Annotated in this window: 20 protein-coding genes; 12 read left to right on the plus strand and 8 right to left on the minus strand. The window is 57.2% G+C overall.

What is annotated here, in order from left to right:
- Nucleotides 1–7: 7 nt before the first annotated feature.
- Entirely contained in the window at nucleotides 8–517 is a 510-nt protein-coding gene (locus tag BUQ90_RS06485; RefSeq protein ID WP_074204224.1) for an RrF2 family transcriptional regulator, read from the minus strand.
- Between the two features lie 140 nt (nucleotides 518–657).
- On the opposite strand from BUQ90_RS06485, the gene BUQ90_RS06490 reads away from it, so the two are divergent.
- From BUQ90_RS06490 to gspN, 4 genes are read left to right on the plus strand one after another with little or no spacing between them, the layout of a single operon-like run.
- Complete coding sequence (locus BUQ90_RS06490; RefSeq protein WP_074204225.1) at nucleotides 658–1584, plus strand: hypothetical protein; 927 nt, start codon at nucleotides 658–660, stop codon at nucleotides 1582–1584.
- Nucleotides 1585–1644: 60 nt separating this feature from the next.
- On the plus strand, nucleotides 1645–3054 hold the full coding sequence (locus BUQ90_RS06495; protein ID WP_074204226.1) for an NAD(P)-binding protein: 1410 nt from the start codon (nucleotides 1645–1647) through the stop codon (nucleotides 3052–3054).
- Nucleotides 3055–3579, plus strand: coding sequence for a thioredoxin family protein (locus tag BUQ90_RS06500; protein WP_074204227.1), 525 nt, complete (start codon nucleotides 3055–3057; stop codon nucleotides 3577–3579). It begins immediately after the preceding gene.
- Entirely contained in the window at nucleotides 3576–4295 is a 720-nt protein-coding gene (gspN, locus tag BUQ90_RS06505) for a type II secretion system protein N (RefSeq protein WP_074204228.1), read from the plus strand. The genes BUQ90_RS06500 and gspN overlap by 4 nt, the downstream gene beginning before the upstream one ends.
- 1 nt (nucleotide 4296) lies before the next feature.
- Here the strand turns inward: gspN and BUQ90_RS06510 are convergent, their stop codons facing one another.
- Nucleotides 4297–4584 (minus strand): hypothetical protein, encoded by a 288-nt coding sequence (locus BUQ90_RS06510; RefSeq protein ID WP_074204229.1) that lies wholly within the window; start codon nucleotides 4582–4584, stop codon nucleotides 4297–4299.
- Between the two features lie 206 nt (nucleotides 4585–4790).
- Between BUQ90_RS06510 and BUQ90_RS06515 the strand changes: the two genes are divergently transcribed.
- The 3 genes from BUQ90_RS06515 (at nucleotide 4791) to BUQ90_RS06525 (ending at nucleotide 8483) form a co-directional block, all read left to right on the plus strand.
- The gene (locus BUQ90_RS06515; RefSeq protein ID WP_074204230.1) at nucleotides 4791–5792 is read left to right on the plus strand and encodes an LLM class flavin-dependent oxidoreductase; all 1002 of its coding nucleotides are present in this window, start codon (nucleotides 4791–4793) and stop codon (nucleotides 5790–5792) included.
- A gap of 85 nt (nucleotides 5793–5877) precedes the next feature.
- A complete protein-coding gene (gene nhaA, locus BUQ90_RS06520; protein ID WP_074204231.1) occupies nucleotides 5878–7134 on the plus strand; it encodes a Na+/H+ antiporter NhaA in 1257 nt (418 codons plus the stop codon).
- Nucleotides 7131–8483 carry a hypothetical protein gene (locus tag BUQ90_RS06525; protein WP_204244743.1) on the plus strand — a complete coding sequence of 451 codons (1353 nt, stop codon included), beginning with the start codon at nucleotides 7131–7133 and terminating at the stop codon, nucleotides 8481–8483. The genes nhaA and BUQ90_RS06525 overlap by 4 nt, the downstream gene beginning before the upstream one ends.
- An 18-nt stretch (nucleotides 8484–8501) precedes the next feature.
- Here the strand turns inward: BUQ90_RS06525 and BUQ90_RS06530 are convergent, their stop codons facing one another.
- Both BUQ90_RS06530 and BUQ90_RS06535 read right to left on the minus strand, forming a co-directional pair.
- A complete protein-coding gene (locus BUQ90_RS06530) occupies nucleotides 8502–8975 on the minus strand; it encodes a GNAT family N-acetyltransferase (RefSeq protein WP_074204232.1) in 474 nt (157 codons plus the stop codon).
- 11 nt (nucleotides 8976–8986) lie between these two features.
- Nucleotides 8987–9244, minus strand: a complete 258-nt coding sequence (locus tag BUQ90_RS06535; protein ID WP_074204233.1) for a YjhX family toxin — start codon at nucleotides 9242–9244, stop codon at nucleotides 8987–8989.
- A 375-nt stretch (nucleotides 9245–9619) separates the two neighbouring features.
- Here BUQ90_RS06535 and BUQ90_RS06540 point away from each other — a divergent pair, with 375 nt between their 5' ends.
- The 5 genes from BUQ90_RS06540 to BUQ90_RS06560 are packed head-to-tail and all read left to right on the plus strand — an operon-like array spanning nucleotide 9620 to nucleotide 15258.
- Complete coding sequence (locus tag BUQ90_RS06540; RefSeq protein ID WP_074204234.1) at nucleotides 9620–11209, plus strand: NAD(P)/FAD-dependent oxidoreductase; 1590 nt, start codon at nucleotides 9620–9622, stop codon at nucleotides 11207–11209.
- A 5-nt stretch (nucleotides 11210–11214) separates the two neighbouring features.
- Complete coding sequence (locus BUQ90_RS06545; RefSeq protein WP_084192523.1) at nucleotides 11215–11667, plus strand: GtrA family protein; 453 nt, start codon at nucleotides 11215–11217, stop codon at nucleotides 11665–11667.
- Nucleotides 11664–13046 (plus strand): sulfatase-like hydrolase/transferase, encoded by a 1383-nt coding sequence (locus BUQ90_RS06550; protein WP_074204235.1) that lies wholly within the window; start codon nucleotides 11664–11666, stop codon nucleotides 13044–13046. The genes BUQ90_RS06545 and BUQ90_RS06550 overlap by 4 nt, the downstream gene beginning before the upstream one ends.
- A gap of 2 nt (nucleotides 13047–13048) precedes the next feature.
- Nucleotides 13049–14830, plus strand: coding sequence for a hypothetical protein (locus BUQ90_RS06555; RefSeq protein ID WP_074204236.1), 1782 nt, complete (start codon nucleotides 13049–13051; stop codon nucleotides 14828–14830).
- A 53-nt stretch (nucleotides 14831–14883) separates the two neighbouring features.
- Nucleotides 14884–15258 carry a VOC family protein gene (locus tag BUQ90_RS06560; RefSeq protein WP_074204950.1) on the plus strand — a complete coding sequence of 125 codons (375 nt, stop codon included), beginning with the start codon at nucleotides 14884–14886 and terminating at the stop codon, nucleotides 15256–15258.
- A 9-nt stretch (nucleotides 15259–15267) separates the two neighbouring features.
- Here BUQ90_RS06560 and msrB read toward each other — a convergent pair whose 3' ends face one another.
- The 4 genes from msrB to BUQ90_RS06580 all read right to left on the minus strand — a co-directional run bounded on the left by msrB (nucleotide 15268) and on the right by BUQ90_RS06580 (nucleotide 19451).
- The gene (msrB, locus tag BUQ90_RS06565) at nucleotides 15268–15771 is read right to left on the minus strand and encodes a peptide-methionine (R)-S-oxide reductase MsrB (protein ID WP_074204237.1); all 504 of its coding nucleotides are present in this window, start codon (nucleotides 15769–15771) and stop codon (nucleotides 15268–15270) included.
- Between the two features lie 86 nt (nucleotides 15772–15857).
- A complete protein-coding gene (locus BUQ90_RS06570; protein WP_074204238.1) occupies nucleotides 15858–17174 on the minus strand; it encodes a cytochrome P450 in 1317 nt (438 codons plus the stop codon).
- Between the two features lie 109 nt (nucleotides 17175–17283).
- Nucleotides 17284–18492 (minus strand): ABC transporter permease, encoded by a 1209-nt coding sequence (locus tag BUQ90_RS06575; RefSeq protein WP_074204239.1) that lies wholly within the window; start codon nucleotides 18490–18492, stop codon nucleotides 17284–17286.
- Nucleotides 18489–19451: an ABC transporter ATP-binding protein gene (locus tag BUQ90_RS06580; RefSeq protein ID WP_074204240.1), complete on the minus strand. Its 963-nt coding sequence runs from the start codon at nucleotides 19449–19451 to the stop codon at nucleotides 18489–18491. Before BUQ90_RS06580 ends, BUQ90_RS06575 begins: the two co-directional genes overlap by 4 nt.
- Between the last annotated feature and the right edge of the window lie 2 nt (nucleotides 19452–19453).

Consider the following 19453-nt stretch of genomic DNA (forward strand, 5'->3'; position numbering starts at 1 on the left):
ATCGGGTTTATGATTGTGAGTCGCTCAGGGGTTCTGCCTCTTTCCCCAGCCACTGCATGATTGCCGTCAGATGCTCCGGCGAGGCATCATCGACAACCTGACCGGCGATATCTGCAAGTGAGATGACTGCCAGACTTTCCCGGAAAGCGCGCTCGGCGGCGGCGAAGGCGGCAGCGATCTGGCAGGCCTTTTTGCAATCCTTCGGTTTCAGCCCGCATGGGCCGTTTTGGCGGATTTCCGTACATCGAAATGCCGGACCTTTTCCGTCGACCGCTGCCGTGATGTCCCACAAGCTGATCTGATCCGCCGGTCTGGCCAGCCGATAGCCGCCATGTGCGCCGCGCGATGATCGGGTGATCCCGGCCTTGCTGAGCGCTTGCATCTGTTTTGCCATATAGGGCGCAGGGACGCCATGATAGCGGGCCAGGGCTTCCGCCTTGAGACCGCGCCCTGCGGGGAGCCCGTTTAGCAGCGCAGCCGCATGCACGGCCCATTCAACACCTTTGGAAATCTGCATGGGTCATCTTTTCCAGTTCACTTTTCCGACATTGGATATCCGAATTTCCTGGGTCCCGCAAACATGTGAGTGATTGACTTCTGACTTAAATCGGATAAAAAATATCCGAATAAAGCGATATGGATGGAAGGGAGCTCCAAATGTTGACTGGCAAACCCGATTTTCTTGACCGGCTGGCGCAGTTTCTGGTTGCGGCTGTAGGGATATTTGCGCTGCTATTTGGCGCATTCATGATCATCAGCCCGCTCGACTGGTACACCGCGATTCCGACAGTGATCACGACCGGCCCGCCGAACAAACATTTCATCCGGGATATAGGAATCGCCTATTCGACCAGCGGAATCATCCTTCTTTACGCGAGCGTGAACATCCACATGCGCTGGCTGGTGGCTTTCGCCGGCAGTCTCTGGCTGGCCTTGCACGGGATATTGCACATCTACGAAGTCTCGGTGGGGATCTGTTCACCGGACATATTCTGGGCGGACGCGCCCGGTGTCCTGGGCCCACCGCTGCTTGTCCATGTAGCGCTGACCATCCTGTTCCTGCGTCAGCGCGTGGCACCTGCGGGTATTCCAGATCTGGTATTTCTGGGCGTAGTGGACCGGATGACGCCCGGCGAAAGCGCCTATGTTCATGAAATTGCCGGAGCCCCGGGACATGCGCTGGAGAAATTCAAGCATTTCATGCCTGCGAGCAATCACCGGACCGAAGCTTCGGCGGACCTGCTTGCTGCCACCCGGATCGGGGCGGTGCTTGCTGAAGATTGCGGACCTTGCGCGATAACAGCAGCCGAGGGCGCGCTGGCGGACAATGTCGACCGGGATACGGTAAACCGCATGTTGCGGGGGGATTTGTCGGGCGATCAGCAAACAGCCTTTGCATTTGGCCAGGCCATGGCGTGCCAGTCGGAAGAGGCATTCTCGCTTGGTGACCGGCTCGAACAAGACCATGGCCGCACCGTCCGGCTGGAACTGGCCATGGCCGCAGCGACAGTGCGTGTTTATCCGGCCATGAAGCGCGGACTGGGCCTGTCCCGCGCCTGTTCGCTGACACCCCTGCAAGTTTGATTGCTCCTGTCCGGATTGCCCGCTAGAGCGGGGGTCGGACCCTGACAGGAAAGGCCCTCGATGCCTGATTTTGAAACCGATTATCTTGTTGTTGGCAGCGGCGCTGTCGGCATGGCTTTTGCCGATACATTGCTGGACGAAAGCGATGCACATGTGACGATTGTCGATCGGCATGGCAAGCCGGGCGGGCACTGGAATGATGCCTATCCCTTTGTCGCGCTGCATCAGCCTTCGGCATTTTACGGCGTGAATTCGACTGAGCTCGGCAGCGGTCAGATTGACCAGAGTGGTCCGAACACGGGCTATTACGAACTGGCGACCGGCACCGAAGTCAGCGCCTATTTCGATCATGTGATGCAGAAGAAATTCCTGCCATCCGGGCGGGTCAGATATTTTCCGATGAGCGATTATCTGGGGGACGGCAAATTTGTCTCGCTCCTGTCCGGGGAAGAAACCCGGGTTGGCATCCGGTGCAAGACTGTTGATTCCACCTATTACGGGACAACTGTTCCCTCGACCCATACGCCCAAATTTGATGTCGCTTCCGACGTCCGGTTCATTCCGCCCAACGACCTGCCGCGGCTTTGGCAGTCACCTGAACCGCGGCCGGACAAGTTTGTCATTGTCGGAGCAGGGAAAACTGCCATGGATGTCGGTGTCTGGCTGCTGCGCTCGGGAGCGGATCCGGCGGATATCATCTGGGTTTGTCCGCGGGACAGCTGGATATTGAACCGGAACGCCACACAGCCCGGCAGCGAGTTTTTTCACCAGACCATCGGTGGTCAGCGGGACATTATGGCTGCCCTTGCGCAGGCCACGGATGTCGAAGACCTGTTTTCCAGGCTGGAAGAAAGCAATGTGATGTTGCGGATCGACCCCGGGGTCCGGCCGGAAATGTTCCACTATGCCACAATCTCCCAGGGCGAGGTCGATATCCTCCGCAAGATCGGGAACATTGTCCGGATGGGACATGTCCAGTCGATCGACCACACCGGCATGCATCTGGTGGATGGCGATTATCCGGTCGACGGTGATGCCCTGTATATCGACTGCACAGCCACGGCGGTCGAACGCCGGCCCATCGTACCGCAATTTCAGGACGACCTTGTCACGCTGCAGATGATCCGTGTACCGCAACCGGCTTTCAGCGCGGCTTTGACGGCCTTTCTGGAAGTCACCTATGATGATGACGAAACCAAAAACCGCCTGGGCGCACCGATCCCCTTGCCCGATGGAATTGAAGGTTATCCGCTGGCGACAATGACCAACATGATGAATCAATTTCAATGGTCACAGGACAAGATTGTCAACAAGTGGATCAATGCCAGCAGGCTTGACGGATTCGGCAAGATGATCTTCGGTGTGTCTCCGGATGACACGGAAAAAATGGCGGTGCTGGAAGCTTTCCGCGCCAATGCCATGGCCGCGATGGGGAATCTCCCGAAACTGATCGAGCAAAACAAGGGTTGAATGATGCGATATGTGATCCTGATGCTGGGGCTCCTCCTGCTGGTACCGCATGCGCCGACGCTGGCTGCGGAACGCGACCATCCCGAAGCGCGACCTTATGACAAGAAAGCCGAGGCATCCCTTGCCGTGAATGCCGCACTGAAACAGGCCGGGCAAACGGGCAAGCGTGTTATTCTGGTCATGGGTGCCAACTGGTGCCACGATAGCCGCGGCCTTGCCGGCTGGTTTGAAAAACCCCGCTTTGCCAACATGCTGCGCGATCGATATGAAGTCGTCTATGTCGATGTTGGAAAGCGGAACCGGAATATCGATATCGCGCAGCGCTTCGGTATCGAAAAAATTGTCGGGACCCCGACGGTGCTGGTTCTTTCTCCGGAAGGTGAATTGCTGAACCCCGATTCCGCCCCCACCTGGAGAAATGCGGCGAGCCGTGATGCAGACGATATCTATGCCCATTTCGAATCCTTCGAAGTGGAACGCGCTGACAAGAATGAAGAGGCTGGCGGGAAGCAGGAAAGCAGGTGAAACGTTTCTTGACTATATTGCTGATCGTTCTGGGACTGATAGCGGTCCTTGTCTTTTTCATGCCGCTGCGACTGGCGGTGAGCCTGTCCGGCCTGGAAGACAGCCGGTTTTCGGCCCGGGAGATCAGTGGGACAGTTTGGAATGGCCGAATCGAGGCCGCGAGGATTGGCGTATTCGATCTGGGAGATCTAAATGCTGGCGTGCAATTCCTACCCTTGCTGACCGGCCAGGTCAAAATCGATCTTGAGCGCCCGGCTTCCGATGGCGATGGCGGACTTAGTGCAACGCTTGGCAAGCGCGGCCCGAATTTGCTGGTGGAAGATGCGACAACCCGGTTGCAGCTGGGAAGTGAACTGGCGCCAATGCCAGCGTCGGATATTGATCTGGATGCGGTCAGTGTGACGTTTGCGAACGGGAGATGTCAGTCGGCCACGGGTCAGGTACGTCTGTCACTGGATGCGAATATTCCCGGCCTGGATCTCAAGCGGGGACTGCTTGGAAACGCCAAATGTGAAGATGGTGTCCTGATCCTGCCCCTAGTCGGCGCTTCGGGCATGGAAGAGCTCACCATGAAACTGGAAGGCAACGGGTTTTACACGGCAAGATTGCTCCTGCGGGGGAACGAGAGTACCTGGACGCTTATCCTGCCCACGCTGGGCTTTCTCAAGACCCCGGATGGTTATGCGATTAAGATTGCGGGTCAAATGGGGAAATAGCCTAATAGCGATAATAGGTTTTTCGCCGCCGCCGTTTGTGACCCGAAAGGATTTCAAAAGTGCGCCGGATCAGCCTGAACGGATAGGCAACTCCAATGACAAAAGCCCATTTCAAGGCCAGGGCAAGGAACAGGGCGGCGATCATGATGGGCACGAACGGGAAGAAGTAAAAATGCTTCCTGCTCATCCGGGCGACTTCTGTTTTGGGTGCGAACCTGACCAGCATCGCCGACAGCAAAAAACTGAACATCAGATATCCTGCCAGTGTGAGGACGATCTCGAGCGGCATGCAGGGGTTCCTTCGGGTCTGGCGTCTCAACCCCCTGTCGCCGTGAAACGCGTGATATGCCCCCTTGTAATTCTACATGTATTTGGCGATTCCAGTAAGTCCATCCGTCCGCATTTGTCTTTCGGTTCGGCGTGGGTTTTGGTTCTCAACAGGCTTGTCGGTCGGGCATGAAGCCGTTAGCCCGTGGATGAACAGGATGGATGTGAATGACAAAATCAGTCAAATTTTCGATACTTGATCTGTCGCCCGTGCCGCAGGGTTCAGATGTCAGAACCGCGCTGGATCGTTCTCTTGCATTGGCGCAACATGGCGAAACACTTGGTTTTGAACGCTTCTGGATGGCGGAACATCACGGCATGGCTGGAATTGCCAGTGCGGCGACCTCGGTGGCCCTGGCCCATGTCGGGCAGGGGACCAAAACCATTCGCATAGGTGCTGGCGGTGTCATGCTGCCCAACCATGCACCGATGGTAATTGCTGAGCAGTTCGGAACCCTGGAAGCTCTTTTTCCTGGGCGTATAGATCTTGGGCTTGGCAGGGCCCCCGGTTCGGATCAGCGGGTGGCGCAAGCGCTGCGGCGGAATCTGGACAGCGATCCCAACGCCTTTCCGCGCGATGTGATCGAATTGCAGGCCCTCTTCGAAGGCGATGAACGGCTGGGAATACAGGCTACTCCAGGCCGCGGGGCAAAGATCCCGCTCTATATACTGGGAAGCAGTTTGTTTGGAGCCCAGCTGGCCGCAGCTTTGGGTCTGCCTTATGCCTTCGCATCGCATTTCGCCCCGCAAGCGCTGGATGACGCCCTCGCGATTTACCGGCGGGATTTCAAGCCTTCGGCACAGTTGGAGGAGCCTTATGTCATGTGCGGCTTCAATATTTTCGCGGCCGACAGTGACGATGAGGGTGAGCATCTGGCGACCAGCATGATGCAAAGCTTTGTTGCCCTCAGAACGGGTAATCCCGGAAAGCTGCCCCCGCCTGTGGTAGGTTATCGCGAAAGCCTGCCAACGTCGGCCCAGGCGATGCTGAGTCAGATCATGCAGGGGAGCGCTGTCGGATCTCCCGATGCCGTTTTGTCGGCGACCCGGGCTTTTCTGGAACGCACGCATGCGGACGAACTGATCATTAGCGGTTCGATATTTGATCAGAAGGCCCGCGAAAAATCCTACGGGCTGGCGGCTGAAGTGCGGGATCTTATAGCCGCCTGAGCGTCCAGTCCGTCCAGTTCGGTCTTGATTTTACAAACGGGTCTGCGCATGAGAATTCCCGAACCGACCAAATGCAAGGGCCTCTATGTCTTCTGAAAAAGTAGCGCGATCCGGATCCCATTCTGCACTTCGCGATTTTCTCGAAAATGAAGCGGCGGGCGGAATTCTCCTGATGGTTGCCGCAGCGTTGGCGATGATTGTCGCCAATAGCCCGCTCTATGACATGTACCATCATTTCCTGCATGAGCTGGAAGGGCCCACATTGTCCAAGAAGCTCGGTCCCATGACTCCGCACTTGTGGATCAATGACGGGCTCATGGCGATTTTCTTCATGCTGGTCGGGCTGGAGATCAAGCGGGAATTTGTTGATGGCCGGCTGAATACCTGGGAACGACGGCGATTGCCGGTGCTGGCTGCGGCTGCGGGCATGGCCGTACCAGCGCTGTTCTTCATGGTCATCGTGAAAGATTCTCCGGAATTGTACAATGGCTGGGCCATTCCGGCCGCTACGGATATTGCCTTTGCGATCGGTGTTCTGGCTTTGCTGGGCCCGCGTGCACCCGCCTCTCTGAAATTGTTTCTGGTGACGGTAGCGATTGTCGATGACATGGGCGCCGTGGCCATCATTGCGCTGGTCTATACCGCCGAAATCAACGGTGCAGCCCTGCTCGCCAGCGCCGTCATCCTGGGTGCGATGTACACCATGAACAAGGCCGGGGTGCTGAAGCTCTGGCCCTATCTGATTGGCGCCGTTTTGCTTTGGTATGCGGTATTGATGTCGGGCGTTCACGCCACCATCGCCGGTGTGCTGGCGGCGATGACCATTCCGATCGTGCGCACGCCGACCTCACCCGATGCCGAAGAATCCCCCTTGCACCGGCTCGAGCATGCCATTGCGCCCTGGAGCGCCTTCCTGATTGTCCCGGTTTTTGGTTTCGCCAATGCCGGAGTCTCGCTGGAAGGCATCGGCTTCAACGAGATATTTGCACCGCTGCCGCTGGGCATCGCGGCTGGCCTGTTTTTTGGCAAGCAGCTGGGAATTTTCGCCTCCGTCTGGATTGCTGTCAAAATCGGATTTGCGGGGCGGCTTGGCGGGGCCAGCTGGCTGCAGGTCTACGGCGTATCGATGCTGTGCGGCATTGGCTTCACGATGAGTCTGTTCATTGGTGCGCTGGCTTTCCCCGGCAATGAACTGCTGATCGAGGAGGCCAAAATCGGCGTACTGGGCGGGTCCTTCCTTTCCGCAATTGTCGGCTATTGCATATTGCGCTTTGCGCCACAGGAAAAGGAACTGGAGGCGCCCGAAAATCCGGAAACGGACCAGCTGAAGGCGACAACTTGAAGAGATTTCTGCTTCTGGCACTGGCAACCATTACCATGGGTTGCAGCACCTCCGGTGCCGTTTCACAGGGAGAAACCATTACGTTCAAAGAGGCGATGGAATCCCGTCAGCTGCCACCTGCCCAGCCCGCGCTCAACCTGCTCGCCGAAGATTATGTAAAACTGACACTGGAGCTGGGTCAGCAGGAGGCGGGATATGTCGATGCCTATTACGGACCGGCAGAATGGGCCGAAGCCGCAAAGCTGAAACCGCGGGACATGCGGCAGCTGGGAAATGCGATTGTCGATCTGATGCTGCGGCTGGATGCGCTGCCGGAAACCGGACATCCGATGGTCGAAGCACGCAAACGGTTCCTGTCTGCGCAGCTCGAGGCCGCGCTCACCCGGCACGCAATGATGCAGGGCGAAAACTTGCCATTTGTTGAAGAGGCGACAAAGTTGTTCGGCGTCACACCCGAGATTCGGCCGCTCGCGGAGTTCGATATTTTTCTCGAAGAGATTGCCAAACTCGTTCCCGGGGAGGGGCCGCTGTCCGTTCGGGTTGACGCGTTCGAGAACAGATTTGTTATTCCCACTGAGCGACTGCGCCTTGTGATGGATACCGCCATCGCCGAATGCAAAAAGCGGACGAAAGACTATTTTGATCTGCCAGAGACCGAGAATTTCCGGATGGAATTCGTCACTGGAAAAAGCTGGAGCGGCTATAATTATTATCAAGGCGGCTATCAGAGCCTGATCCAGATCAATACCGATTTGCCGATCCGGATTGATCGTGCTGTCGATCTGGGTTGTCATGAGGGGTATCCCGGCCATCATGTCTTCAACATGCTGCTGGAACGCAATCTGACAAACGGACTCGGCTGGCAGGAGTTTTCGGTCTATCCGCTTTATTCCCCGCAGTCCTTCATCGCCGAAGGATCGGCCAATTACGGTATCGATCTGGCCTTTCCCGGGGACAAGCGTCTAGAATATGAGCGTGATGTGCTTTACCCGCTGGCCGGCCTGGATCCGAGTAGCGCCCAGGCTTACTGGGCGTTGCAGACGGCCAAGCGGGCGCTGAGCGGAGCGCGCAATACCATAACCCAGCAATTTCTGGACGGTGAGATTCCGCGCGCGAAAGCAGTGGAACTGACGCAGAAATATCAGCTCGTCAGCAAACCACGCGCCGAACAAATGATGGACTTTTCCGAACAATATCGCAGCTATGTGATCAACTATGGTCTCGGACAGGAGATGGTCAAAGCCTGGATCGAAGCGCAAGGGGACGGCCCGGTCTGGCGCTGGAAAGCGATGGAGCGCTTGCTCAGCGAACCGATGCTGCCGGATGATCTGGTGGTGCCCGCACCCTGATTCTCTCGTGGTTGCGAATCACCTGTGGAGCCGTTTGCGGAAGATGACCTTGTCATCACCGTCTGCATAATAGTCCCTGACCCGCGCTTCTTCGACATAGCCGCATTTCCGATAGAATGTCCGGGTGTTCGCGAAATCCGGAGTGCCGGATGTTTCAACCAGCAATATTCTCTCACCCAGCCCGGAAAGATGCTGTTCGACATGGTCCAGCATTGCCGCGCCGATGCCGCGACCATGACTGGCGGGATCCACGGCCAGTAACAGCAGATTCCACGTGCCCTCTGTCATCTCTTCCGGCCGATAAAAGGCCACCGCGTCGGGTCTGGAACGTCCATGGACGTTCCAGAATTCCCGATCTGCAGAGCCTTCCAGAAACCCGGTCATCATCGGGCCGAGCAGTTCCGGTGGAAACATCTCTGTTGCCTCAATGATGTGTTTCAGGGCAGGCAGGTCTTCGGCCACCGCGGGCCGTATGGGTGTATGTCTGGTCATGATCAGTCTTTCTATCGGTTGTCGAGTTGGGAACGCACGGATTTCCGCCCGAGACGCGAAATGCGATAGGGTCTGCCGCCATGTGAAGCGATCAGGCCGCGGCGTTTCAGGCGTGCAAAAACGGACAAAGTGCAGTCGGACAGGATATAACCATCCCGGGTCACGCACAGGACTTCGTCGATCTTGGCATTGCGGTTGCGTTTGTGGCGGATATGGCCGCCCTGAGCCAGCGTGTGCAGCACGCGCTGTTCGGCTTTGGAAATGTTCATTGATATTCTCGGAAAATTCAAACCTTCGGATGCGACAAAACTCCCCGGTCCGGTGAAGGATACGGAAGGACTGTCGCTGCTATGATCTGAACGGCCCAAATGGCTTCAGATCAGCGGTTTGATGCAATCTCTGACAAAAAAGCTCCGAGTAAATGAGAGGCACATGCCTTTCGCAAAGCGCTATATTTCAAACGTCGGGGGAATTCAAGATTCGGGTGTTTGAGACGCAGATCTCGGCAGATGGCCCCAAAAGCTGTTGATTCGTACCGATTCCGGGCTGCCGCTAACCAGTTGTTAACCAATTTCGTTCAGTCCGGTTTCTGAACCATGAACGCAATGTTTGACGCACGCGTTTGGCAAACAGGGACCGGATTTATGACTGAGACAAATGCACCCGTGGATGTAGCCGTAATCGGCGCAGGACCCGCTGGGCTGACCGCCGCCTATCTTCTTTCCAAAAAAGGCTATTCGGTCACGGTGATCGAAAAGGACCCGACCTATGTTGGCGGGATCAGCCGGACGGTCGAATATGAAGGCTTCCGTTTTGATATTGGCGGGCACCGTTTCTTCTCGAAATCCAAGGAAGTTGTGGACCTCTGGAACGAGATCCTCCCGGATGATTTTATCCAGCGCCCGCGGATGAGCCGGATCTACTATGAAGGCAAATTCTACAGCTATCCCTTGCGCGCATTTGAAGCGCTGTGGAACTTGGGCATCTGGCGCTCTTCGCTCTGCATGCTCAGCTATGCCAAGGCGAAAGTTTTTCCCAAGAAAGATGTGAAGAGCTTTGAGGACTGGACTGTGAACCAGTTCGGCTGGAAACTCTATTCGATCTTTTTCAAGACCTATACCGAGAAAGTCTGGGGCATGCCCTGTGACGAAATGTCAGCCGACTGGGCAGCCCAGCGGATCAAGGGGCTGAGCCTCTGGAACGCGGTTACCGATGGTCTGAAGCGCTCACTTGGTCTCAACAAGAAGCCGAATGACGGTCAGGAAGTGAAAACGCTTCTCGAAACATTCCGCTATCCGCGCCTCGGCCCTGGCATGATGTGGGATGCGGCGCGCGATTTTGTGCGGTCGAAAGGCAATGACGTCCTGATGGGCCACAGCCTGAAACAGCTGGCACAGGATGCCGACGGCAACTGGCGGATGAGCGCCGCCAGTGATGCCGGCGAAAAGGTGATTACCGCAAAACATGTGATCAGCTCTGCACCAATGCGTGAGCTGGCCACGCGGATCCATCCGTTGCCCGAAACGCTGCCTCAGGCGCAGGAACTCAACTATCGCGACTTTCTGACGGTCGCCCTGATGGTCAAGTCGGAAGACCTGTTTCCGGACAACTGGATCTATATCCATGATGACCGCGTGCAGGTGGGCCGGGTACAGAATTTCCGCAGCTGGTCGCCGGAAATGGTGCCGGATGAATCGATTGCCTGCGTCGGCCTCGAATATTTTTGTTTCGAAAATGATGGCCTGTGGTCGTCGACGGACGAAGATCTCGTCGAACTGGCCAAAAAGGAAATGGCCATTCTGGGTCTCTGCAATCCGGAAGATGTCGTCGGTGGTGCGGTGGTTCGTCAGGAAAAGGCCTATCCGGTCTATGATGACAGCTATGAACAGAATGTCGCGGAGATGCGCGATGATCTCGAAAGCCGCTTCCCGACCCTGCACATGGTCGGCCGCAATGGCATGCACCGGTACAATAACCAGGATCACGCGATGATGACCGCGATGCTGACGGTGGAGAATATCGAAGCCGGCACACGCAAGTGGAATGTCTGGAACGTCAACGAAGATGCCGAATATCATGAATCCGGTGATGAAGGTGAACAGGACACGATCCCGGCTGAAATCTCTGAAGACCGGGCCGCAGCGCTGGAAAGCATGCGTGATGTCCCGACCCGGATTGGTGATGCGGGAGACGAAGATTCTGCAACTGGCAAAGCCGGCAAGAAAGCCGCGTAAGACCGATGGCGGATCGGCAACCGGAACGGCGTTCGACAATCGGACAGGCGGTGGGCAGTCTGCCCCAGCCGCTGGCCGTACTGCACCGGTTTTCGATCACCCGATATCTTCTGGCCAGCATCATATCGCTCGCTTTTGATGTCGCGTTGCTGCTCATACTGGTGGATTTCAACACAGATCCCGGGATCGCTTCGGCCGCTGGCTACAGCGCCGGAATCCTGGTCCACTGGCTGATTTCCTCAAGCTTCGTGTTTCCCGGAAAAACCCGTCAGGGCGCGGCTTTGCAACTGCAGCGCCTGGGCTTCGTCGGCACGGCAATATTGGGGCTTGGCATCACCGTGGCGATTGTCAGTGCGTTGACAGAAATCGGGATCATGCCGGTCATAGCCAAGGGTGTCGCCGTGGTTGTCAGCTTCTTTGCCGTGTATGTGACCCGCAAATACGGAGTGTTCCGGTGACAGCGCTGACGATGGAAAAACCGGTTCCGCGTTTCAGCGCGGATTTCCGGAAATTTGCGAACTGGGCGCTGGTCTGGATCGGTCTGGCGAACATCCCGTTCATGGCGATGTGGTTTGTCGGCGCACCGCCGCGCTTCATGGAAATCGCCATTGCCGGATTTGTTGGCCTGATTGTCAAACGCATGCCGCGGATGGTGCAGTGGACCGCATTTGCTGCGGTCATGGCATATTCGCTGCTGTCCTTTGTGGCAGGTCTGTTCAATCTGGCGATGGACAGTCTGCTCTATTCCTTGCAGTTTTTTGCCGAAATCAAGCCGGGAAACAGCGCCGAATATATTGTCGCTGCGATCGTGGTCCTCGGTATTTTGGTGGCCAGCTGGTTCCTGCTCAAGCGGGATACCAACTTTGAAAAACCGCTGCATATCCTGCTTGGCGGCGCGCTGATTTTCGGTCTGGTCGGGGCGGATGCCGCGATGGGGCAGGGGATGCGCGGGCATTATTTCCGCGAAGCGCCGGTCGGAGCCAATTTTGAATCTGCGGCGGAGAAAACAGGATTTGCCGCCAGAGCCGATGGCAAACGTCACCTGGTCCTGATCATGGTCGAATCCCTGGGCGTGCCCCGGAACAACCAGGTGATGGCCGAAAAACTGTTCGCCTACTACGAAAACAGCGCCATTCGGGCGCGCTATGACGTCAGTCAGGGCACGAGCCTCTACTATAACAGCACCACATCCGGAGAATTCCGGGAGATGTGCGGCAAATGGGGAGACTATTACGAACTTCTCGATGCTGCCGAGGCCAAACAACTGGATTGCCTGCCGGCACAACTCGCGGAAAAAGGCTATGCCACTCACGCCATGCACAGCTTCAAGGGCGAGTTTTTCAAACGCAATCAATGGTATCCGAACATCGGGTTCGAAAGCCAGGAATTCTGGCCCGAACTCGAAAAGCGCGGTGCGGAATGGTGCGGTGGTGTCTTTGCCGGCGCATGTGACCGGCAGGTTCCGGCGATGCTCGCAGAGAATCTCAAGCGTGCGGCACAGCCAACCTTTCTCTACTGGTTGACCCTCAATGCCCATTTGCCGGTTCCTACCGGCGCCAATCTCAATGCAGATGACTGTGGGCGGGTTTCTCAAGAGCTGGCCAGCGACTTTCCGATGATATGCCGTCAGTTTGCGATATTCGACGATATCGATCGTGCGCTCATTGCAGAAATCACGGCCAGCGATTTTCCCGAGGCCGATATCCTGCTGGTCGGGGATCATATGCCGCCCTATTTCGACCGGCACAATCGTTCGCAATTTGACCCCGAGCGAGTTCCGTGGCTTTACTTGAAGGCCAAGCCGCTGTCCGGCGACGACGCGCAAACCGGGGACTGAACATGATCGCCAAATGGGTCGGACGATTTCCAGTCTTCTGGATCTGGCTAGCGGTTTGCACCGTACTTGTTCTGGTGTCCTGGGGGCAGATCCAGACCGGGATTGGCTGGGGCCCCGATGACCAGCTGCGTCAGGTCCAGTTGCGTGACTGGCTCGCCGGGCAAAGCTGGTTTGACACGACCCAGTACCGAATCGGTGAACCGGACAGCCAGCCAATGCACTGGCCGCGCTGGAATGAAGTTCCTCTGGCACTTGTCATCCTGCTTTTGTCTCCTGTGCTGGGCACAGGCACGGGAGAAACCGTTGCGATGACCGCGGTTCCCTTGATCGCACTTGGCCTCGCCATTTGGCTTGTTGCGAAAATTTCCAGCCAGCTGTTTGACCGCCCGGTTGCGCTCCTGGCGGCTGCTCTGACCGCCACTGCGGTACCGGTGGTGATGCAATTGCGTCCAATGCGGATCGATCATCACGGATGGCAGATCGTCATGGCACTTCTGGTGCTGTGGACGATGTTCTGGCCGGACCGGCGACGCGGCGGTATCGCGATGGGGGCAGCGCTAGCCCTGTGGCTGTCCATCTCCCTGGAAGGCCTGCCGCTGTCGGTGGCCTTTGTCGCCTTGCTTGCCTGGCGCTGGGTCATTTCGCTCGATGAAGGCAAGCGGTTGTTCTGGACGCTCCTGTCCTTTCTGGTGACAAGCGGCGGTCTCTTTCTCGCCAGCCAGGGATTTATATCCACCATCGTCAACTATTGTGATGCCGTTTCACCGGGACATTTGGTGGCTTGTCTGGCGGGCGGAGCGATTGTCCTGCCGGCTATTCATCTTGCACCTCAGGCGGTTGCAGCACGCGTGATTGCATTGGGACTGGCAGGAGCGGCGGCGCTTGGGGTGTTCTATCTCAGTGCACCGCAATGCACTACAGGCGCCTTTTCCAGCCTCGACCCATTGGTCCGCGACTACTGGCTGGTCAGTGTGCGCGAAGGCCTGCCCATCTGGGTCCAGCCGTGGAAAACCTCCATGACTCTCTTGGGCGGGGCCATTCTGGTCGGGCTGCTGAGCCTGGTCTACATTGCCCTGCGCCGGCGCAGGGAGTTTGATCAGGAAAAGCTGATTTTGCTGGCCTATGCGTTTCTCTGGGCACTGGCTGTTTCGCTGCTGGTCCAGCGAGCATCCGCCGTGGCCGCGGCCTATGCACTGCCGTTCATGGCCTGGGCGGTACATCAGGCCTTTGTTGCCGCGCGGAAGGTCCGGAGCCCGCTCGTCCGGATACTCGCCACCGCCTCGGTCGTGTTCCTGATCATGCCCGGCCCCTTGGCGATTTCCGTCATCAACAGTTTCGGTAACGAACCGGCATCGGACGGTGCTGAGGCTTCCGGAACAACTCCACTTTGCGATTCTGCGGAATCGCTGGCGAGACTGTCCATTTTGCCGCGTTCCAATATCGTGGCGCCCTTTGACTTCGGTCCCGAGATCTTGCTGCTCACCGATCACAATGTGCTGGCCACGAGCCATCATCGTAACAGCTCCGCCATGTCAGACCAGATTCGTCTCTTCATTTCGACTCCGGCGGAGGCCCGCACAATCCTGGAGTCTCGCTCCATCGGCTATATCGTCACCTGTCCCGACGAGGATGAATTGCAGATCTACCGGGAAAGGAACCCGGAAAGTTTCGTGGCGGACCTGTTGTCAGACAAGTCACCCGACTGGCTCCACCCCGTCCATATCCGGGACAGTCAGCTGCAAGTCTGGCGGATCGTGCGGAAAGAGCTACGTAACGACCCGTAAAATATGTTAGCTCTTCTTCGGGGTGCAAAACGAACAGACTCTGGGAGGAGATGATGGCTGGGATAACCGGACTGGGCGGCGTATTTCACATGGTGAAGGACCCCGCTGCCACACGCAAATGGTACAAGGAATATCTGGGACTGGACGGGGAATATGGCCCGATGCTGAACTGGTCCGAGGAGAAGGGGGAAAAGCCCTATAGCCTGATCAGTCATTTTGACGAAGACAGTGATTATCTGGCCCCAAGCGAGGCGAAGTTCATGATCAACCTGCGGGTGGATGATCTCGATGCCTATGTCGATGAGCTGCGCAAGAAAGGCCTCGAAATTCTCGGCCATGTCGACGAAGGATACGGGAAATTTGCCTGGATTCTGGACTGTGACGGCGTGAAGCTGGAATTCTGGCAGCAGGTGGAAGCGCCGGAATGAGGCAACCGGTCAGGCGGGGATGAACCTCAGCGCCAGTCCGTTGATGCAATGGCGTTTGCCGGTGGGCTTCGGACCATCGTTAAAAATATGCCCCTGATGTCCACCACAGCGGCCGCAATGCACTTCCGTGCGGGGATATCCGAGCTTGAAGTCTGTGGACGTGCCAACCCGGCCTTCGATTGCCGCCCAGAAACTGGGCCAGCCTGTACCGCTGTCATATTTTGTTTCCGAGCGGTAGAGACCGAGATTGCAACCGGCACAGGCATAGACGCCCTTGCGTTTCTCGTCATTGAGCGGGCTGGAATAAGGGCGTTCCGTCCCCTCCTGTCGCAATATTCGATAGCGTGCCGGTCCGAGCCGTTTCTTCCACTCTGCTGATGTGCGGGTAATCCTGAACTTGCCTTTGGCCTGCGCCTTGCCGCTCATGACATTGCCCATGCCCGTCAGACTGGCCAGTCCGACGCCGCCTGCGCCAATCAGCCCTGCGGCCAACAGTTTTCGACGGTTCAACATGTTCCGGCCATCCTTTCTGCTCTTTCTCCCGGATATTCGGGAGAATTCGCTGAATGGTTACAATATGGGAGCTGAACCGGCTGCGATCAATATTTGGACAGTTCGACCTCAAGTTCGCGGAAGCCGTGAACGAAGCAGGCATGGACGCGGCGCATCTTGCCGGTCGGGTTGACCTGCATCCGGCGCTTGTGCATTTCTTCCAGCAATATCCGGATCTGCAGCTCGGCCAGTCGCGCGCCTACGCAGCGGTGGATACCGTATCCGAAGGCGAGATGCCGACGCGCATTTTCCCGGTCCACGATGATCTTGTCGGCTTCCGGGAACACGTCTTCGTCGCGATTGGCGGAAATGTACCACATCACGACCTTGTCACCCTTTTTGATCTGATGTCCAAACAGATCATGGTCCTCAAGCGCCGTGCGCCGCATGTGGGCCAGCGGAGTCTGCCAGCGGATCAGTTCCTGGACAGCATTGGGAATCAGGTCGGGATTTTGCTGCAGTTTTTCACGCTCCTCGGGGAACTGGCTCAGCCCGTAAGCAACACCCGACATGGTGTTGCGGGTCGTGTCATTGCCGCCAACGATCAGCAGGACCAGATTGCCCATGAATTCCATCGGGTCCATGTCGCGCATGGCTTCGCTGTGGATCATCATCGAAATGAGGTCTGGCGTCGGCTCGTCATTTACACGTTCGTTCCAGAGCTGCTGGAAATAGGCACCCATTTCATAGAGGATCTGACGGCGCTGTTCGGTGAGATCTTCCGCCACCGACAATTCGACATCACCGGCCCAGTCGGACCAGTAGGTCAGCAGCCGGCGGTCCTCCCAGGGGAAACCGAACAGGATCGCGAGCATGCCGGTGGTGAGTTCGATCGAGACCTTGTCGACCCAGTCAAAAGGCTTGTCCCAGGGCAGGCCATCAAGCACTTCCGCAGTGCGCTGGCGAATCTCGGCCTCCATCCGCTGCATTTCGGTCGGTGTGAAGGCCGGAGCGACAGTGCGGCGCTGGCCGGTATGCTTCGGCCGGTCCATGGCGATGAACATGGGCAGCTGAAAATCCGAATCATCAAATTCCGGTTCGGCGATGGTGATCCCGCCATGCTCCACATCCGATGAATAAATGTCCGGCAAGGCCTCGACATGCTGAATCGGCTTGTAGGTGGTAATGTTCCAGTAGTCGCCATGAACACCACCCTCGACCTTGTTGATCGGGGCCTGCTCGCGCATTTCGGCAAACGGCTTGCGCCACAGATCCTTGCTGTACAGCTCTGCCCGGCTGACGTCCCACGGATTGGCATCTTCGTCGGAAATCGGCGGATTGCGCTTGTACCAGGCCTCGAGCGCCTCGTCGGCGGTCGGGCTGGTGGTCAGATTGTTCAAATCAATTACGGGGACGGATGCCATGGTCTCTCTCCTGCCGCTGCCGTTAGGGCAATCGGTTGCGTTTCAAAACCCGATCAGTCTCTATTTATTGACAGCAATGTCAATGAATTTTCTGCAAACGGGGCGGACTCTACCGTTTGAAGGCGAGGAGAGTGGCGAGCAAGCCTTTCTTCACGACGCTATTTCCGGATTTCATGACATTGCGCCGGAACAGTATCACGCTGAAGCGGATGATGATCAGGGTGAACATGGCTTGCCAGACCAGAGCCACCCCATGCTGCCAGAGATTGTCCATTTGCGCCGCGCGGGCAATCATGGCGAAAGGTGAACTGAACGGGATCAGAACAGCGGCCCACTCGACGGGCTCTCCCAGTTTGGTAACCGAGAATGCCGCCAGAAAGAAGACCAGCAGCTGTCCCATTGTGACCGGCATGGACAGGGTCTGCACCTCCCGGACCGTTGCCGCCATCGCACCGATGCCGAGGAATAGAGATCCCAGCAACAGGTAGGCCATGGAGAAATAAAGGATCATCAACACACAGAATATCGGCCATCCTACGGCCGGAACCGGGAGGTTCGGCAGCCCCGAAGTGGCAAGGGTCAGTCCAACAAACCCAAGGGTTGCCCAGACGGTGATCCCGACAATAGCCATCCCGAGCATGGCAAACAGCTTGCCGAGGAAGATCGCATCCATCGGAATCGCCGCCGCGAGAATTTCGATGATCTTGTTGGTTTTTTCTTCGACCAGATTGGACAGGACCATGCCCGCCAATATCATGGTCAGGAGGATCAGGATCACCTGACCACCTTGCGCCACAACAAGCCGGTTGCGTTTGGTCGCGCTACCTGTGGATGCCACCGCTTGTGCTTGCACTTGCACAGGCTCCGAACGGGACAGCGCGGTTTCGGACAAAAGTGCCATTCTCCCCTGCCAGCGCTGGATGTCCCTTGCTGATCCGGTCAGACGGGGCGTTTCCAGACTCCCCGATAATATTGCCGTCAACGGTCGCGCCGCCTTGTCCAGTTGATCGGCAATATCCGGATCATTGGGGTCGACACCATCCAGCCGGATCAGTTCGGGTACGCCATTTTCGCCGAGATTGGTGACCAGCTTTTCACGCGCCGCGAGGATCGCAGCGCTGTCGGCTGCGTCCAGGGCCACTCCGATGATCGGGCGGTCAATATCCTCATTGACCTGTTTGCCAAGACCGCTGGCGGCTATTGCGATGATCAGGGGAAACAACGGTCCCGCCAGGAAAATGATAAAGGATTTCGAGAAGATGATCGCCGTGAAATCACGCCTGGCGATCACGAAGGCCGCGCGAATGGTTTCCTTCATGCCGCTTCCTCCGTCTGGTCCCGCGCTGCATCCTCTTCCATTTTTTTGGCGACGGCTTCCCCGGCGATCGACACAAAGGCATCATGCAGACCGGGACGTTCGATCGACAGGGACTGTATTCCGGCATCCCCTTCGATAAGCGCGCGAAGCAAAGGCTCCACACCGCTTTCCGGGAGCGTGAAATGCCAGTTATGGCCGAGAGGCTGGCACTCTGCGGGAATCGCCGAGCGCCAGGGGCCGTCCAGATTACGAGTTTCCAGATGGACCTGTGGGCGTAACCGGTCACGGGCAGTTGATACTTTGCCCATGAACGGGATCTTGCCATGGGCCACAATGGCGATCTCTTCACATAACCGTTCGGCATGGGCGATGACATGGGTGGAAAAAATGACCGTGACGCCCTTGTCCGCCTGGGCGCGAATGAGCCGCTCCAGTTTGCCCTGGTTCAGCGCATCCAGTCCGGAAAAGGGTTCGTCAAGAATGATCAGTTCGGGCTCGTGCACAATGGTACCCAGGAGCTGGACCGTTTGTGCCATGCCCTTGGACAGCTGCCGGATCTGCTTGTCTGCTGCATCGCCCAGTCCGTGATCTTCCATCATCTGGCGACCGCGTTCGCGCCCTTCGGCCAGTGGCAGTCCACGCAGGGCACCCATGAAGGCAATTGCGTCATATGCCTTCATGGACTGGTACAGGCCGCGTTCTTCCGGCAGATAACCGACCTTGTGGGCCCGAGAAATCGGATCGGGCGATCCCAGCAGGAATCGTTCGCCTTCGTCCGGGTCGATAATCCCGAGCAACATCCGCAGGGTTGTCGTCTTGCCAGCGCCATTGGGGCCCAGGATTCCGAATATGCTGCCGCGCGAAATGCTCAGATCAATGCCGTCGACAGCTACATCGCCGTCAAAACGCTTGACGATATTTCGGGCTTCAACAGCAATTTCCGGTGGAACAAAAGTCATTT

Origin of the sequence: Parasphingorhabdus marina DSM 22363 (genome assembly GCF_900128895.1) — a bacterium.
Lineage (GTDB): Bacteria > Pseudomonadota > Alphaproteobacteria > Sphingomonadales > Sphingomonadaceae > Parasphingorhabdus > Parasphingorhabdus marina.

What these genes read in the sequence shown, in the direction of transcription:
- BUQ90_RS06545 (WP_084192523.1), top strand. Translation starts at nt 11,215, where the DNA reads ATGGCGGATCGGCAACCGGAACGGCGTTCGACAATCGGACAGGCGGTG.
- BUQ90_RS06575 (WP_074204239.1), bottom strand. Translation starts at nt 18,492, where the DNA reads ATGAAGGAAACCATTCGCGCGGCCTTCGTGATCGCCAGGCGTGATTTC.
- BUQ90_RS06500 (WP_074204227.1), top strand. Translation starts at nt 3,055, where the DNA reads ATGATGCGATATGTGATCCTGATGCTGGGGCTCCTCCTGCTGGTACCG.
- BUQ90_RS06540 (WP_074204234.1), top strand. Translation starts at nt 9,620, where the DNA reads ATGACTGAGACAAATGCACCCGTGGATGTAGCCGTAATCGGCGCAGGA.
- BUQ90_RS06555 (WP_074204236.1), top strand. Translation starts at nt 13,049, where the DNA reads ATGATCGCCAAATGGGTCGGACGATTTCCAGTCTTCTGGATCTGGCTA.
- BUQ90_RS06560 (WP_074204950.1), top strand. Translation starts at nt 14,884, where the DNA reads ATGGCTGGGATAACCGGACTGGGCGGCGTATTTCACATGGTGAAGGAC.
- BUQ90_RS06495 (WP_074204226.1), top strand. Translation starts at nt 1,645, where the DNA reads ATGCCTGATTTTGAAACCGATTATCTTGTTGTTGGCAGCGGCGCTGTC.
- nhaA (WP_074204231.1), top strand. Translation starts at nt 5,878, where the DNA reads ATGTCTTCTGAAAAAGTAGCGCGATCCGGATCCCATTCTGCACTTCGC.
- BUQ90_RS06490 (WP_074204225.1), top strand. Translation starts at nt 658, where the DNA reads ATGTTGACTGGCAAACCCGATTTTCTTGACCGGCTGGCGCAGTTTCTG.
- BUQ90_RS06485 (WP_074204224.1), bottom strand. Translation starts at nt 517, where the DNA reads ATGCAGATTTCCAAAGGTGTTGAATGGGCCGTGCATGCGGCTGCGCTG.
- BUQ90_RS06530 (WP_074204232.1), bottom strand. Translation starts at nt 8,975, where the DNA reads ATGACCAGACATACACCCATACGGCCCGCGGTGGCCGAAGACCTGCCT.
- BUQ90_RS06515 (WP_074204230.1), top strand. Translation starts at nt 4,791, where the DNA reads ATGACAAAATCAGTCAAATTTTCGATACTTGATCTGTCGCCCGTGCCG.
- BUQ90_RS06580 (WP_074204240.1), bottom strand. Translation starts at nt 19,451, where the DNA reads ATGACTTTTGTTCCACCGGAAATTGCTGTTGAAGCCCGAAATATCGTC.
- BUQ90_RS06570 (WP_074204238.1), bottom strand. Translation starts at nt 17,174, where the DNA reads ATGGCATCCGTCCCCGTAATTGATTTGAACAATCTGACCACCAGCCCG.
- BUQ90_RS06510 (WP_074204229.1), bottom strand. Translation starts at nt 4,584, where the DNA reads ATGCCGCTCGAGATCGTCCTCACACTGGCAGGATATCTGATGTTCAGT.
- msrB (WP_074204237.1), bottom strand. Translation starts at nt 15,771, where the DNA reads ATGTTGAACCGTCGAAAACTGTTGGCCGCAGGGCTGATTGGCGCAGGC.
- BUQ90_RS06535 (WP_074204233.1), bottom strand. Translation starts at nt 9,244, where the DNA reads ATGAACATTTCCAAAGCCGAACAGCGCGTGCTGCACACGCTGGCTCAG.